The following is a 16,593-nucleotide window of genomic DNA, read 5'->3' on the forward strand; positions in this document are numbered from 1 at the left end:
GATTAACCTTCTAATTTACTGCGATCGCGCACAGCACCTTTATCGGCACTGGTGGCTAATAATGCATAAGCTTTAAGTGCCAAAGATACGTAACGCTCACGAGATACTGGCTTCCATGCAAGTGGCCCCTTTGCTTCCATAGCAGCGCGGCGACGCTCAAGTTCACTATCTGCAACGGCTAATTTGATTGAACGTGAAGGAATATCGATTTCAATGGTATCGCCATTTTCAACCAGTGCGATGGTGCCACCAGCAGCTGCTTCTGGTGAAATATGACCGATTGATAATCCTGAGGTACCGCCAGAGAAACGACCATCGGTGATCAATGCACATGCCTTACCTAAACCGCGAGATTTAAGGTAAGTGGTTGGGTAAAGCATTTCTTGCATACCAGGGCCGCCTTTAGGGCCTTCGTAGCGAATAACTACCACTTCACCAGCAACCACTTCACCACCTAAAATACCTGCTACGGCATCATCTTGGCTTTCATAAATGCGCGCTGTACCCACAAAGGTCAGGTTTTCCTCATCAACACCGGCCGTTTTGACAATACAGCCATTTTCAGCCACATTGCCTGAAAGTACCGCTAGGCCGCCTTCTTGGCTAAAGGCATTTTCACGGGTACGAATACAGCCTTGTTGGCGATCATCATCGACACTGTCCCAATAGCAATCTTGGCTAAAGGCAGTTTGTGTTGGAATGCCTGCAGGTCCTGCACTATAAAAGCGTCGTACAGCTGCATCTTGGGTTTGGGCAATATCATATTTAGCCAATACTGATTTTAAATTGCCGCCATTATCCGCTGCCACATGGGGAACGTCACTATGCAGTAAGCCAGCTCTATCTAGCTCACCTAGAATACCCATCACCCCACCAGCACGATGAACATCTTCCATATGGTACTTTGGCGTTGAAGGCGCGACTTTACAAAGGTGCGGCACCATACGCGACATTCTATCGATATCAGCCATAGTGAAGTCCACTTCACCTTCTTGTGCTGCAGCAATAAGATGCAATACGGTATTTGATGAACCACCCATGGCAATATCTAGCGCCATGGCATTTTCAAAGGCTTTAAAAGAGGCAATATTGCGCGGCAAAACACTGGCATCGTCATCACGATAATAGCGGGTGGCGAGATCCATGATGCGCGTACCTGCTTCTAAAAATAAGTTACGACGCGCAGCATGAGTCGCTAATAACGAGCCATTACCAGGTAGTGATAAACCTAAAGCTTCTGTTAAGCAGTTCATAGAGTTGGCGGTAAACATTCCTGAACAAGAACCACATGTTGGGCATGCACTACGTTCAATCTGCTTACTGTCTTCATCACTGACATTGGTATCAGCGCCAGCTACCATGGCATCGACTAAGTCAAGTTTGATAATTTTATCTGAAAGCTTGGTTTTGCCCGCTTCCATTGGCCCGCCAGAGACAAATATCACTGGGATATTGAGCCTTAGCGCTGCCATCAACATGCCAGGAGTAATTTTATCGCAGTTAGAAATACACACTAGCGCGTCTGCACAATGGGCATTAACCATGTATTCAACGCTGTCAGCAATCAGCTCACGTGATGGCAAGCTATAAAGCATGCCGCCATGACCCATGGCGATACCATCATCGACGGCGATGGTGTTAAATTCTTTGGCAATACCACCTGCTTCTTCAATTGCGCCAGCAACCAATTGGCCCATATCTTTTAAATGCACATGGCCTGGTACGAACTGAGTAAACGAGTTCGAGATGGCAATAATTGGCTTACCAAAGTCAGTTTCTTTTACACCTGTTGCACGCCAAAGGGCACGTGCGCCAGCCATGTTACGACCTTCGGTACTGGTTGCTGAGCGTAGTTTAGGCATTGTCTTATCCTTTCCTTGTAATACTGCTTTAACCATTTTATTTGAGTCATTTACATGATGCGGTAACCATTGAAAGTAAACTGATTCAAATTGTAATAGTCGTTTAATTTATAATTATTTTAAATGGATTGAAGCTGTTTATTTAGCTCATAACTCTTGATTTAGCTCAAGGCTGCTTATTAAGCTCAAGGCTATTGAGTTAGCGGCTCTAGCCAGCCCCACTTATCTTCTGTCTCTCCGTTAAATAAACCAAAGAAACTTTGTTGTATTTGTTGTGTCACTGGGCCACGTTTGCCTGCGCCAACCTCAATACGGTCAACGCTTCTTACTGGCACTATTTCTGCGGCGGTGCCGGTCATGAAGATTTCGTCAGCAACATATAAAAATTCCCGCGCCATGGCTTCTTCAATCACTTCGTATCCGAGCTCTTTGGCTAACACCATAATCGTGTCACGGGTAATGCCTTTTAAGATGGCTGCGGTTGCAGGCGGGGTATATATTTTGCCATTTTTGACAATAAACAAATTGGCCCCAGCGCCTTCACTAACTAAACCGTTAGTATCTAATGCGATACCTTCATCAAAACCGTTACGCTTTGCTTCTGTAGAAATTAGCTGTGATGATAAATAATTACCGCCGGCCTTTGCCCCTGTCGGTATGGTATTAGGTGCTAGGCGCTGCCATGATGTCACTGCGACATCAACGCCGGCATCCATGCTCTCTTCGCCAAGGTAGGCGCCCCACGAAAAAGCCGCTACGACCATATCACATTGTGCGTCAATTGGCGGGGTGATCCCCATCCCTACATCACCCATAAATATTAATGGACGAATATAAGCGCTGGGTAAGTTATTTTTTAGCACAGAATCACTGCAAGCTTGCATGACTTGATCAAAGCTAAAAGGCACATTCATTCGATAAATTTTGGCGGAATCAAATAAACGCTGCACGTGGTCGGTTAGCCTAAACCCTGCTGGGCCTAGATGAGTATCATAAATGCGAATACCTTCAAATACTGAAGAGCCATAATGCATTGCATGTGTCATCACGTGTACCTTAGCATCTTGCCAAGGCATAATTTCACCGTTAAACCATATAAGTTCTGATTGTGTCGCTGCCATAGTCTGTCCCTTAATCTATATCGATGAAATTGTTTATGCTTGCGCGGTCGTCTTTTGACTAGCTGCTGCGAATATTGGTGTATTAACATCGATAGCGGCAGGCACAGTCACTGCTTGGCAATCGATGACATCAATGAGTTTATTTAATTGATGGGTAAGCAATTCAATCACTCGCTCACTTTTGACATCAAAATGCAGTGTGACGCTACCTGCCTCGTTGAGCTGCATATTCATATTGATAATGCTAAAGCCCCGATGACGAGTCACTCTCAGCACTCGCTCCATTACTTCCGGTTGGTTGTGTAAGGTTAATTCAACTGAATGCATCATGTTTGCTTCTCCATTTGATCCATCATGTCGCTATTACATGCCCCTGGCGGAACCAATGGCCACACGTTAAACGCATCATCAATGGCTACGTGTAGCATGAAAGGTCCTGGGGTATTTAACATTTCATCGAGTGCGGCTTCGACTTGATCGGCGTGATGAATAGTTCTGCCAGGAATATCAAAAGCCGACGCCATTAACACAAAGTCTGGGTTATCTGATAAATCGGTTTCGCTATAACGTTGTTCAAAAAACAGTTGTTGCCACTGCTTAACCATGCCCAATTTTTGATTATCAATCAGTAATATTTTTACCGGCAATTTGCGGCGCTTAATTGTGGTGAGCTCTTGAACGTTCATCATAAATGAACCATCACCAGATACCGTCACCACTGTGGCATTTGGACGCGCCACTTGCGCGCCAATAGCCGCGGGTAAACCAAAGCCCATAGTGCCAAGACCTGCACTGGATAAATGATCTTCAGGGCGGCGAAACCACATATGCTGTGCCACCCACATTTGGTGTTGGCCCACATCGCAGCTGACAACACTGTCTTCTGGTAATTTGTTTGCTAGACGGCGTAACATTGCTGGGGCATAAATCAATTCACCCGGATGTTGATAATCCCATTGGTGTTGCTGATATAAATCTTCAATTTCTTGCTGCCATGGCGCTAATGAAAGCGGCATTGATAACGCGGGTAACACCTGTCTTAAATCTGCTGAAATTGATACATCAGCTTGGCGGAGCTTATTGATTTCTGCGATATCGATATCAAGGTGCAGCACTTTGGCATCTTGAGCAAAGGTGGCTAATCGCCCGGTGACCCGATCATCAAATCTTGCGCCAACGACAATCAATAAATCACAGGCTTGCACGGCTAAGTTTGCCGCTTTACCACCATGCATACCGAGCATACCTAAGTAACCTTTGCAGCCATGTTCAATACTGCCAAGACCTTTTAAGGTCGCCACTGAAGGCATACCCGTTTCATTGATAAATTGACGTAAATGATCAACTGCTCCCGCCATGCCTACGCCGCCGCCAACATACAAAATAGGCTTTTTAGCACGTTGTATTAGAGCTTTAGCAGCATCTATCGCGCTTAGCTCAGCTGCGGGTTCTTCAGTAAAGCTGAGTATTGGAGTTTTGTATTCAAGCTCAGCTATTTGGATATCTTTGGGAATATCAACTAATACAGGCCCGGGTCTGCCAGATGCGGCAATTTCAAAGGCTTTATAAAGCGTCGGGATAAGCTCATTGATATCCGTCACCATAAAGCTGTGTTTGGTGCACGATAATGACATACCAAGAACATCAATTTCTTGAAAAGCATCGGTGCCAATCACTGCCGTTGAAACTTGGCCTGTAATCGCCACCAAAGGCACAGAATCCAGTAATGCATCAGCAAGCGAGGTGATTAAATTAGTCGCACCTGGGCCTGATGTGGCAAAACAGACTCCCGTTTTACCGCTGGCTCTAGCATAACCCACAGCGGCAAATGCAGCGCCTTGCTCATGGCGACTCAGCAGGTGGGTAACAGGGCTACCATACAGAGCATCATAAATTGGCATAATAGCGCCACCTGGGTAACCAAATACTGTGGTTGCACCATGTGCGGCCAATACTTTAATGACTGCGTCCGCGCCTCTCATTTTTTGCCCTGATTCCATATGCATCTCTCACGCTCTGTATTGTTAATGTGCCCAGTATTTGCAGCCCTAAAACTAAAAAACCCCCGTTCCTTTCGGAGCGGGGGTTTTTGCAAATGTTGACTTTCTAACTCAGTCTTTTTGCCAAACTCCACCCCCGCGGTGATTTAATAATCACGACGGTAATAATCACAATAATGAGCTGGGCAGCTTGGTTAAACATAAATGACTGAATCCTAAAAATGTCTTAAAAAATATTTGTTAATGTTGCTATAAGGTCTCGCACTTTGCCAGACTGTTTATAATTCATCCTTTATAGGAGTACCATAAAGCGATTTATAAACACAACATAAAATTGTGTTGTCAAAAAAAATTCAGCTTCCCTGCCGAGACAATGCAAACAACAACAAAATCTAAAGCTATGATGGTCAACACAAATCCGTGATAACCACCCTAAGCTTTTGATTGATTGTTTCTACTTTATGCAAGTTTTAACTTTACAAAAGTTTGATGCCTGCCCGAAAACGTAGCTGAACAGGTACTTCACAACACAATCAACAAAAATTAGTTAGCTTCAACAATACCTTTCATATCAGTCATGTAACCGCGTAATTCTGCACCGATAAACTCAACATCGGTATGACGAATCGCTTCATTCACTTCAATTAAGCGCTTGTTATCAACGCTATTTGAACCCGCAGCTAAACCAGCACCTAATAACTCTGGTGACATTGCTTTTACGTAGTCACGTAATAGCGGCACTGCTGCATGGTTAAACAAGTAACAACCGTATTCAGCAGTATCTGAAATAACTACGTTCATTTCATATAAACGTTTGCGTGCAATGGTGTTAGCAATCAATGGCGTTTCATGTAGTGATTCGTAATAAGCTGACTCTTCAATAATACCTGCTGCAACCATGGTATCGAACGCTAGCTCTACACCGGCTTTGATCATGGCAACTAAGAAGATACCTTGGTCAAAATACGTTTGCTCATCGATGTGTTCATCGGATACTGGTGAATTTTCGAATGCTGTTTCGTTGGTTTCTGCTCTCCAGCGAAGTAAGTTTGCATCGTCATTGGCCCAATCTGCCATCATAGTGCGAGAGAACTCACCACTAATAATGTCATCCATGTGCTTTTCAAATAATGGTTGAAGAATTTCTTTCAACTCTTCAGCAACTTCAAACGCCTTCACTTTGGCAGGGTTTGATAAACGATCCATCATGTTAGTGATGCCGCCATGCTTAAGTGCTTCAGTGACAGTTTCCCATCCTTGCTGAATTAACTTACTTGCATAACCTGGCTCAACACCGTCAGCGACCATTTTTTCATAACCAAGAATGGCGCCGGTTTGCAACATGCCACAAAGAATTGTTTGCTCGCCCATTAAGTCAGACTTAACTTCTGCAATGAATGATGACAATAAAACACCCGCTCGGTCGCCACCAGTTGCACTTGCATAAGCTTTAGCAATGGCAAGGCCATCACCTTTCGGGTCATTTTCAGGGTGAACCGCAATCAGTGTTGGGACACCAAAACCGCGTTTGTATTCTTCACGTACTTCAGTACCTGGACACTTAGGCGCAACCATAACAACAGTGATATCAGAACGAATCTGCATACCTTCTTCAACGATATTAAAACCGTGAGAGTAAGATAATGTGGCACCTTCTTTCATCAATGGCATTACTGCATTAACAACATTTGAATGCTGTTTATCAGGTGTTAGGTTAAGCACTAAATCTGCAGCAGGAACAAGCTCTTCGAAAGTGCCTACTTTAAAACCGTTATCAGTTGCTTGCTTCCATGATGCACGTTTCTCAGCAATCGCTTGCGGACGTAATGCAAAAGAGATATTCAAGCCTGAGTCACGCATATTCAGACCTTGGTTTAGGCCTTGTGCCCCACAACCTAAGATCACGATATTCCAATCTTTAATAAAACTACAACCGTCGCTAAACTCAGTACGATCCATAAAGCGGCATTGTGCTAATTGAGCTAATTGTTGACGTAAATTCAGAGAGTTAAAATAGTTAGCCATCTGAGATACCACCTTTAATTCAGAAATTTGAGACACTCCATTCTGGCAGCCAAACTATCCAGAAGTTGTGATTGAGATCACTATAGCGTAAGCTCATGATTGCTCAAAATGATATATTCGGCACACTACGTTTCACTTTTTGCAACGTTATTGATATATCCCGCATATCTGAACAAATTGATTTCAAGACACTGATTTTATTAAGGCTAGATCATGGATATACGTGCATTAAAGCTCTACTTACACTTATGTGATAGTTTGCATTTTGGCAAAACAGCCCAGCAAACCCATGTGAGCCCGTCAACATTAAGCCGCGCATTGCAGCGTCTTGAAGAAGAAGTGGGTTGTAAATTGTTTGAGCGGGACAATCGCAGTGTCAGCATTACCCATGCGGGCAATGAATTTAAGCAATTTGCCGAACACACCTTAGCTGAGTGGTTAAGTTTGAAAAGCCGCATTGACCCCGAGCAGCCCTTACTTCACGGTCGTATCAACTTATATTGCTCAGTCACTGCCGCATACAGTCACCTACCTGCATTGCTTGACCGCTTTAGACGTGAGCACCCTCATGTGGAAATTACCTTGAACACGGGGGATGCGGCCAATGCAGTAGCAGAGATCCAACATAATCGCGCCGATGTTGCCATTATCGCCTTGCCAGACTCATTGCCTGCAAGCCTACATTTTGAAGAAATCGGCCAAGTGCCGCTGCATCTATATGCGCCCACCATAAAATGCCAAGCCCAAAGCATGATTAAGCAACAACCCATAGACTGGGCGCAGCTGCCTTTTATTGTCCCCGACCATGGGCCTGGCAGACGCCGCGCTGATAATTGGTTTAAAGCCATGGGCTTCAAGCCCAATATTTATGCGCAAGTCTCGGGGCAAGAGGCAATAACCTCGATGGTGGCCTTGGGCTGTGGCGTCAGTATTAGTCCTGATGTGGTAGTCGAAAATAGCCCAGTGCGAGAACGCTTACAGCGGCTTGAATCACCACAAGATATCGCCCCCTTTCAATTAGGTTGTTGCTGCAAAGAAAAACGCACTCAAGAACCTATTTTAACAGCCTTTCTTGAAGTTATTTAAGCCTCTCAAATATCAACAGCAGCTAAAATCGCACTGTTGATTTTAGCTGCTACACTTAGAAAGCTTAAAAACTAACTAAATAGTTACTAAATTCCAGCACACAAAACAAAAGGATTTGTTAATGGCTATTGCCTGTGTAAACACCCGCGCCTGTTGTGGCGTTGAAGCGCCTAAAGTCACTGTCGAAGTACATCTTAGTAATGGTTTGCCTGCGTTTAATTTAGTGGGGTTACCTGAAACCTCAGTAAAAGAAGCCAGAGAGCGAGTTCGTAGTGCCTTAATAAACGCTGGTTTTGAATTCCCCATGCAGCGAATAACGGTCAATTTGGCTCCAGCTGATTTACCCAAGCAAGGTGGCCGTTATGATTTGCCTATCGCCATTGGTATTTTGGCCGCCTCGGGGCAAATTCCTAATACCCAGTTAGCCCAATGTGAGTTTATTGGTGAGCTAGCCTTGTCAGGACAAGTAAGGCCCTGCATTGGTATTCTGCCCGCTATTATTGCCGCTAAAAATCAACAGCATGAATTATTCATCCCTTTAGATAACCGCCATGAAGCAGAGTTAGTGGGTTACCCGCAAACCCACTTAGTCGCTCACTTGCAAAACCTCGCAGCCTTTATGCACGGCCAAGCAAAATTACCACTGGTTGATCAGCAATTGGAATGGTTTGAAGAACCTTTAGCAGAAAACGCACTCTGCCTCAGCGAAGTGATTGGTCAATACCAAGCTAAGCAAGGGCTGGAAATCGCAGCGGCAGGTGGTCACAACACCCTATTTATTGGTCCGCCCGGTACAGGTAAAAGTATGCTGGCCAATCGGATAATCCCGCTACTGCCCAAGCTTACCTATGAAGAGGCCATTGATGTTGCTGCGATTCATTCGGTTGCAGGACTTAATATTAAACCCCAAGCCTTTTTAGAGCGGCCTTTTCGAGCGCCACATCATACGTGTTCATCAATATCCTTAGTGGGCGGAGGCAGCGTGCCAAAACCTGGGGAAATATCCTTAGCCCATAGAGGCATTTTATTTCTTGATGAAATTGCGGAATTCCCGCGCAAAGTATTAGATTGCCTGCGTGAGCCAATGGAGTCTGGTGAAGTGGTTATCTCGCGGGCTGCCGCTAAAGTAACCTTTTCTAGTCGCTTTCAACTCATCGCGGCGATGAACCCTAGCCCTTGCGGTGATGTTGAAAACTCTCGCGCAACGCCTGACCAAATTCAACGTTACTTATCCCGTTTATCAGGGCCATTTTTAGATAGATTCGATCTCACGATAGAAGTCCCTAAACTGCCTGCAGGCACCTTAACGCAAACCCAAGAAATAGGCGAAAGTAGCCAATCCATTGCTAAGCGAGTGCAGCTAGCGCGGGAAAAACAACTCAGCCGTGCAGGCGTGATTAATTGCCAGTTAAGCCCAACCCAATTGAAACAACACTTAGCCATGAGCCAAAGCGATTTAGAGTTTCTCGAACAGAGTATTCAACAATTGGGCTTATCCGTCAGAAGTTTCCATCGAATTCAGCGGGTGTCACGCACCATTGCAGACTTGCAACAGTCTGAAACCACCGAAAGAAGGCATATAGCACAAGCACTTGGCTACAGGGCAATGGACAGGTTAATGAATCGTTTGAGCCAACAATAAATAGCTAACGCATTAAAATATCGAGTGATTACCTGAAAAATCACAAAAAGTTTCGATATTATTGTTCAGTGGATTGAGCCGAAGGCTATCACGGAGTAACATAAGCTTCCATTTACAGGAGAGCTAGATGCCGCTGTTAGCAAAAATTAAAGGATCTATAGCATTTATTTGCTATGTCATAAATACGATCGTCTGGGTTACACCCATTCTAATTTTTAGTATTTTCAAACTATTACCCATTAATGTTATTCGTAAAATATGCAGTTATATTTTAGATAACTGTGCCAGTGCGTGGATCAGTGTTAATGGTGTTATCGAAGCCATTTTTCATCCCGTTACCATAAAACTAAGCGGTGATGATCAGTTTTCTGAAAAAGAATGGTACATGGTTATAGCTAACCACCAGTCATGGGTAGATATTTTAGTACTTCAGCGTGTTTTTAATCGTAAGATCCCATTTTTAAAGTTTTTTTTAAAACAAGAGCTCATATTTGTTCCCATATTAGGGCTTGCTTGGTGGGCGTTAGACTTTCCCTTTATGCGTCGTTATTCGACAGCACAATTGAAAAAGAACCCAAAACTTAAAGGTAAAGACATTGAGATTACCCGTAAGTCGTGCAACAAATTTAAGCATAAGCCTGTCAGCGTGATGAATTTCGTTGAAGGCACCCGTTTTCATCCGCAAAAACACCAAAAGCAAGCTTCGCCTTTTCAGCACTTGCTGAAGCCCAAAGCCGGTGGAATGGCCTTTGCTTTAGATGCTATGGGTGAACACATCAACAAGTTAGTTAATGTCACCATTTACTACCCTAATAAAGTGCCAAGCTACTGGGAGTATATTTGCGGCGAGTTAACTGAGGTTTATGTCGATATTCACATCTCTGATATCCCAGCGACCTTAAAAGGTGACTATAGTAATGATAGGCAGTTTAAAATTGATTTTCAGTCTCAGTTAAATCAACTTTGGCAAGAAAAAGATAAAAAAATCAGCATTATGGCTGAAGAAAACAAATAAGAGGTATTTAGCTACATGCTAGGTTTTTTACCAGGTCCAGTCATCTTTTTTATTAGTAGCAGTTTATTGATCATCAATACCACACTATGGGCAGGTCTCATTAGTATTGGTGGCGTCATTAAGCTGGTCGTTCCTGTAGTTGCAGCAAGAAACGCACTTACTCGCTTAATGAACCGCTTTATGTGGGCATGGGCAAGCTGTAATGGCGGTATTTTATTTCTCATTGCTAAAATAGAGTGGGATATTGAGGGGCTTGAAGGCCTGGATGAACGCGGCTGGTATTTGTTGATCAGTAACCATGTCAGTGGCTTTGATATTGCAGCGCAAACCTATATCTTGCGTAACCATATTCCTATGTTGAAGTTTTTCCTTAAAAAAGAGCTAATCTTTGTGCCCTTTCTGGGTTTAGGCTGCTGGGCATTAGATATGCCGTTCATGAACCGAACTAGCCCTGCTAAGCTCAAGAAGAATCCAAAACTTAAGGGTAAAGATTTACAAACCACCCGCAAGGCATGTGAAAAATTTAAGCATTTCCCAACATCAATTATTAATTATGTGGAAGGCAGCCGTTTTACTGCAGATAAACACAAGCGCCAACAGTCGCCTTATAAACATTTGTTAAGGCCAAAGGCTGGCGGCATTGCCTTTACCCTTTCGGCAATGGGCGAGCAATTTACTGGGTTACTTAACATGACCTTAGCTTATCCTGATGCTGACACAGAGAAAGGCGCTTTGTATGAGGTCATGTCTGGGCGTGTTAAAAAAATTGTGGTCAGAATTGAGCAAATGCCAGTACCTAAAGTGGATGCTGAAGATTATTTCTCTAATCCTGAAACCCGAGTTGAATTTCAGCGCTGGTTAAACCAAGTTTGGTTCGAGAAGGATCAGCAGTTAGATGGTATTTATAAAAAATACCTTAATGACACATCTACGCCCAAATAGTACTGTTTAAAATCAGCCTAAAAACACGCTTAATTGCGTGTTTTTTGTTTTTAAACCAACAAGCTTCATCAAAACAGTTAAGCCAACAACAGTTTCTCAACAAGCATAAAATCAGCAAACTTAAATGTAATTTGAAAAAAACTATATTACTCGCGTAATATGGTTATAATTCAACAATAAAAACTTTAAATCGCTGGCAACATATACAAATAAACTAGCGGTACGCCCTGTTGTAAGCATGTTTATAAATTAGATATTAATTAACAATGTGCAATTTGGCATCATTCTTTACCCATTATAATTATTACAGGTGCAGATTGAATTTACGTTTTTCCTTAGCCTTGAAAACATGCTTATGCATTTTGGTGCTCTTCACCTCAATGTCAGCTTCCGTCTATGCAATTAGCCCACTTAATGACAATCACCTGTTAGCGTTTGAACAATTTGAAGCCTCTAACGACTTAAATCAAAACTCTGTCACTAAACTGTTCAAAGATAGCTCAGGCATGTTATGGGTTGGCACTCAAGATGGCTTACACAGTTATAACGGCATTCAATTTGATGTGTTTGTTAACGACAGTAATAATCCCACCAGTATTGCCGGCAATTACATTACCGATATATTGCAATCATCTGATAGTGACTTATGGGTGGCAACCTTTTCCCAAGGACTCAGCCGTTTAAACCTCAGTAATGGTGAGTTTACTCATTTTGGGAGTGCCCAAGGGTTAACAGACTTAAAGCTAACTAAACTCACGTTAATTGATAATAGTTTGTGGATAGGGACTCAATCAGGTTTATTCACCCTATCACTGCATACCAATAAAATAGCAAAAATAAGCTTAAATAATGCTATCGATCCTCATATCACCAGTATCGCCAATATCGATGACAAATATATTTTTGTTGGCACCCAAGCCAGTGGCACTTACGCCATTGATAGCAAAAACATTATCCGCTTAGATATCCCACCCAACCTGCGGGTCAATAGTATAAAAACCAGTCATGATAAAAGCGCAGTGTGGTTAGCGATTAGCAATCGACTGATCAGCTACGATCTGATTAGCGGCGAACAAACCACAATTTGGTTCAATAACCAAACTAAAAAATACAATCAAATAAAAGACTTTGTCATCAATGGTGATAAACAAATATGGGCCATTGGCGCAAACGCTGGGTTAATTCAATTGGATTTAATTGGTGATACATGGCGCAGCCGCATCCATAAATACGATCCCAATAGTCGCCAATCTATTAGCGAAGACAATCTACAAAGCATCATGCTCGCAGAAGACGGTAACCTATGGTTAGGCACTCGCTACTCAGGAATTAATAAGCTTAACCTCAATCAAGTGTATTTTAACCATATTTACGAACTCCATCCTAGCAAGCCTAAAATGGCCAATATGATCCGGGCGATTTTTCGTGATGATCAGCAGCGTTTATGGATTGGCACTGAAAGCGCAGGCTTAAAACTATTTGATGAGCAGCAAGGTAGTTTTTATTACTACAACGACCTATTTGCTCAGGCCCTTAATGTACATGAAGCAGAGTACCCGTTAACTGTACATGCCATCACCCAAACCCAAGACGGTAATCTGTGGTTTGGTACTAATCACGGGCTGGCACAATTAACGCCAGATCAGCAGCTGTCATTTGTGCCTTTAGCTGATAATAGCGCTTCAGACTCGCTGCTGATCCGTAAATTTGCTCAAGATGATAGCGGCCGACTTTGGATTGCTAGTAACTACGGCTTATATTTTGTATTGCCAGGTGAAGAGGTTATTCATCAATACAATTTTGATTTTCAGACTGAATTTGTCCCCAGTAAGCGCCCAATATTGTCCCTTACTTACCATAACAACAGCCTGTGGCTCGGCACAATGGCAGGCTTAGTCAGACTAAAACCTGACACTCAAGAACTCATTCTCAAAAGTCGCCAAGCAGCCGACACTAGCACACTCAGTGATAATCGTATTCGAGATTTTATTGTCACTGCCGCTGGTGACTTATTAATGGCAACCCATAGCGGCGTCGATAAAGTTATCGAAACCACTAATAACCAACTGCAATTTGAGCCCTTAAGTGAACCGTTAAAGCAGCACACGGTTTATGCCATGTTAGAAGACGATGCTCAAAACCTGTGGCTTAGTACCAATTCTGGTATCGCCAGAGTATCGACTAGTTTAGAGTATATGTTCTTCAACCCATTTGATGGAGTGCAAGCTGCGGAGTTTAACGGCGGGGTTAAATTTAACGATACTGATGGCCAGCTGTGGTTTGGCGGCGTTAATGGCATAAATCAATTTAATCCACTATTGGTTCCAGCTAAAAGACCTAACACTAGAATAGCCCTAACCAGTTATCATTTGGGTGAGCAGCATTTTCCATTATTAAATTTGCAACAGCCACCAGCATTACAAATGCCCTACTCTGATAAAACCATTGGTTTTACTGTCAGTACACTGAATTTTAATTACCCTGGGTTACAGCAACTGAGTTACAAATTAGTCGGTCACAATGATGATTGGGTTGAGTTAAATCAATCAAATGACATCAGTTTTAGCAATTTGCCGCCGAAAAAGTTTGAGCTGTTAGTGCGCTCGACCCTCACTGATAACCCCTACACAGAGCCGCCTTTTAGTATCAAATTTACTGTGGTGCCGCCATTTTACCTAAGTAAAGGCGCGTACGTCATTTATGGTATCGCCCTCATGTTGCTGCTGACATTTTTCCTTTTTTTAAAGCAATTAAAGCGTGAAAAACAACGTGAGTTTGAAATCAGTATCCGCGCTTCAGAAGAGCGCCTTAAACTGGCGTTATGGGCCTCAGGCGATGGTATGTGGGACTGGAATATCCGCGACAACAAAGTCTACCGTACCAATATTTTAACCTCTCAACCGTTCGCTGAAGACGATCATGCATTGATCACCAATATCCACCCAGAAGATAAAGCGAGGGTAGCCCAACTTCTCAATGACCATTTAGCCGGAAAAGCTGAGTTTTTTGAAGCTGAGTACCGCGTAGAAAAGCAGCCAGGTAAATGGATATGGCTAATGGATCGCGGCAAAGTCGTTGAATGGGACCAGCAAGATAAACCGGTTCGCATGGCCGGTACCCATAAAGATATCACCGTCAGAAAAGCAACTGAAAATGAATTAAAACTCTCAAGCCAAGTACTACACAGTATGAACGAGGCCGTAGTGGTAGGCGAACTGGATTATCGAGTCCGCACGGTAAACCCTGCGTTTAGTCGTATTACCGGTTTTGAATCTGAAGCCATTGCTGGCAAACACTTTCTATATTTAGCTTACGGCAAACAGTCGCGCGCCTTTTATCATAATGTGGAATTACAACTGTTAAGGAAAAAGCATTGGGCTGGCGAAATTAATATTCGTACTAAAGATAAAAAAGGCATTTTGGCGTGGCTGGAGATCAATCAGGTCATCGATACTAAAGGTGAAACGAGCCACTTTGTTGCGGTATTTACTGATATTACCTCCCGTAAAAAAGCCGAAGAAGACTTACGCATATTAGCCAATTTCGATCCGCTCACCAGCTTGCCAAACCGCACCCTATTTCAAGACAGGCTTAATCAGGCGATCACCAAAGCCCATCGCTCTAAAGATATTGTGGCGTTATTCTTTTTGGATTTAGACCGCTTTAAGCACATTAATGACTCCATGGGTCATCATGTGGGGGATTTATTATTAAAAGCGGTGGCGATTCGATTGCAAAACTCGGTGCGCGATGGCGATACTGTTGCTCGTCTCGGTGGCGATGAATTTACCATTATTCTTGAAGGGCTCAGCAAAATAAAATCTGCTGCTGTTGTGGCAGAAAAAGTATTAAACGCCTTTAAGAGTCCGTTCTTATTGGATGATAAAAATATTACCGTATCACCTTCTATCGGCATTAGTTTGTACCCTAATGATGCCAGCGACAGTACCTCATTAATTAAATATGCAGATACTGCCATGTACCATGCTAAATCTTTAGGGCGTAATAACTTCCAGTTTTACACTGAAGATTTAAACCAATATGCCACCCGTCATGTAGAGCTTGAGGCAGGCCTTAAACAGGCGATTCAAAATAATGAAATGTATCTGGTATATCAGCCCAAGTTTGACATTAAAACCAAGCGGATTATTGGCGTTGAAGCCCTACTGCGCTGGGAAAGTAAAACCCTTGGATTTATCTCACCAGTGGAATTTATTCCGTTAGCGGAAGAAACCGGGATGATTAACGGCATTGGCCATTGGGCCATTGATCAGGCCTGCAATCAATTAGCTGAATGGCATCAACAAGGCTTTGAGCATATTTCTGTGGCTGTTAACTTATCAGCAAGACAACTTAAAGCCGATATTATTTCCACTATTGAAGTGGCCCTTGCGGTATCAGGGTTACCCGCCAGCGCTCTGGAGTTAGAGCTGACAGAGTCGATGATCATGGGTAACCCGCAAGACTCAGTCACAGTATTAGCCCAGCTAAAAGCCCTAGGCCTTACCATTGCCATTGATGACTTTGGTACTGGTTACTCAAGTTTAAGTTACTTAAAGCGCTTCCCTATCGATACCTTGAAAGTTGATAGAGAATTTGTCCGCGATATTATTGATGATCCTGATGATGCCGCTATTACCAGCGCCATTATTACTCTGGCCCACAGCCTTGAACTCAATGTCGTGGCAGAAGGCGTTGAAACTGAGGCGCAATTTGACTTCTTAAAGCATGAAGGCTGCGATCAAGTGCAGGGCTTTTTACTCAGTAAACCACTGACTGCTGAGGACTGTTTAGCAAGGCTAAGATTAGATAACCAGCAGGAAAAACTAGCATAGCATTAAAGCGATTCAATAAAAATCGACACAGCTAAACCCTATACTCCAAGCAATAAAAAAGGCTC

Annotated in this window: 10 protein-coding genes; 5 read left to right on the plus strand and 5 right to left on the minus strand. The window is 43.2% G+C overall.

Annotated elements, in window-relative coordinates:
- Nucleotides 1-2: 2 nt before the first annotated feature.
- The 5 genes from ilvD to ilvC all read right to left on the minus strand — a co-directional run bounded on the left by ilvD (nucleotide 3) and on the right by ilvC (nucleotide 7,008).
- Nucleotides 3-1,862, minus strand: a complete 1,860-nt coding sequence (gene ilvD / locus BCU94_RS04845; protein ID WP_102440067.1) for a dihydroxy-acid dehydratase — start codon at nucleotides 1,860-1,862, stop codon at nucleotides 3-5.
- 191 nt (nucleotides 1,863-2,053) lie between these two features.
- Complete coding sequence (locus BCU94_RS04850) at nucleotides 2,054-2,983, minus strand: branched-chain amino acid transaminase (protein ID WP_102475778.1); 930 nt, start codon at nucleotides 2,981-2,983, stop codon at nucleotides 2,054-2,056.
- 33 nt (nucleotides 2,984-3,016) lie between these two features.
- Nucleotides 3,017-3,313: an acetolactate synthase 2 small subunit gene (gene ilvM, locus BCU94_RS04855; RefSeq protein WP_102475779.1), complete on the minus strand. Its 297-nt coding sequence runs from the start codon at nucleotides 3,311-3,313 to the stop codon at nucleotides 3,017-3,019.
- Nucleotides 3,310-4,983: an acetolactate synthase 2 catalytic subunit gene (gene ilvG, locus BCU94_RS04860; RefSeq protein ID WP_102475780.1), complete on the minus strand. Its 1,674-nt coding sequence runs from the start codon at nucleotides 4,981-4,983 to the stop codon at nucleotides 3,310-3,312. Before ilvG ends, ilvM begins: the two co-directional genes overlap by 4 nt.
- Before the next feature lie 543 nt (nucleotides 4,984-5,526).
- Nucleotides 5,527-7,008, minus strand: coding sequence for a ketol-acid reductoisomerase (ilvC, locus tag BCU94_RS04870; RefSeq protein ID WP_102475781.1), 1,482 nt, complete (start codon nucleotides 7,006-7,008; stop codon nucleotides 5,527-5,529).
- 213 nt (nucleotides 7,009-7,221) lie between these two features.
- Here ilvC and ilvY point away from each other — a divergent pair, with 213 nt between their 5' ends.
- The 5 genes from ilvY to BCU94_RS04895 all read left to right on the plus strand — a co-directional run bounded on the left by ilvY (nucleotide 7,222) and on the right by BCU94_RS04895 (nucleotide 16,528).
- The gene (gene ilvY / locus BCU94_RS04875) at nucleotides 7,222-8,094 is read left to right on the plus strand and encodes an HTH-type transcriptional activator IlvY (protein ID WP_102475782.1); all 873 of its coding nucleotides are present in this window, start codon (nucleotides 7,222-7,224) and stop codon (nucleotides 8,092-8,094) included.
- Nucleotides 8,095-8,215: 121 nt separating this feature from the next.
- Nucleotides 8,216-9,736, plus strand: coding sequence for a YifB family Mg chelatase-like AAA ATPase (locus BCU94_RS04880; protein WP_102440072.1), 1,521 nt, complete (start codon nucleotides 8,216-8,218; stop codon nucleotides 9,734-9,736).
- 127 nt (nucleotides 9,737-9,863) lie between these two features.
- Nucleotides 9,864-10,751, plus strand: a complete 888-nt coding sequence (locus BCU94_RS04885) for an acyltransferase (protein ID WP_102440073.1) — start codon at nucleotides 9,864-9,866, stop codon at nucleotides 10,749-10,751.
- A gap of 15 nt (nucleotides 10,752-10,766) precedes the next feature.
- The gene (locus tag BCU94_RS04890; protein ID WP_102440074.1) at nucleotides 10,767-11,693 is read left to right on the plus strand and encodes an acyltransferase; all 927 of its coding nucleotides are present in this window, start codon (nucleotides 10,767-10,769) and stop codon (nucleotides 11,691-11,693) included.
- A 380-nt stretch (nucleotides 11,694-12,073) separates the two neighbouring features.
- Nucleotides 12,074-16,528, plus strand: coding sequence for an EAL domain-containing protein (locus tag BCU94_RS04895; protein WP_241904957.1), 4,455 nt, complete (start codon nucleotides 12,074-12,076; stop codon nucleotides 16,526-16,528).
- Nucleotides 16,529-16,593 lie beyond the last annotated feature (65 nt).

This window comes from Shewanella sp. 10N.286.52.C2, assembly GCF_002874545.1.
In the GTDB taxonomy this organism is placed as follows: Bacteria; Pseudomonadota; Gammaproteobacteria; order Enterobacterales; family Shewanellaceae; genus Shewanella.

Coding starts and splice junctions, on each gene's coding strand:
- ilvD (WP_102440067.1), bottom strand. CDS start 1,862: ATGCCTAAACTACGCTCAGCAACCAGTACCGAAGGTCGTAACATGGCT.
- BCU94_RS04850 (WP_102475778.1), bottom strand. CDS start 2,983: ATGGCAGCGACACAATCAGAACTTATATGGTTTAACGGTGAAATTATG.
- ilvM (WP_102475779.1), bottom strand. CDS start 3,313: ATGATGCATTCAGTTGAATTAACCTTACACAACCAACCGGAAGTAATG.
- ilvG (WP_102475780.1), bottom strand. CDS start 4,983: ATGGAATCAGGGCAAAAAATGAGAGGCGCGGACGCAGTCATTAAAGTA.
- ilvC (WP_102475781.1), bottom strand. CDS start 7,008: ATGGCTAACTATTTTAACTCTCTGAATTTACGTCAACAATTAGCTCAA.
- ilvY (WP_102475782.1), top strand. CDS start 7,222: ATGGATATACGTGCATTAAAGCTCTACTTACACTTATGTGATAGTTTG.
- BCU94_RS04880 (WP_102440072.1), top strand. CDS start 8,216: ATGGCTATTGCCTGTGTAAACACCCGCGCCTGTTGTGGCGTTGAAGCG.
- BCU94_RS04885 (WP_102440073.1), top strand. CDS start 9,864: ATGCCGCTGTTAGCAAAAATTAAAGGATCTATAGCATTTATTTGCTAT.
- BCU94_RS04890 (WP_102440074.1), top strand. CDS start 10,767: ATGCTAGGTTTTTTACCAGGTCCAGTCATCTTTTTTATTAGTAGCAGT.
- BCU94_RS04895 (WP_241904957.1), top strand. CDS start 12,074: ATGTCAGCTTCCGTCTATGCAATTAGCCCACTTAATGACAATCACCTG.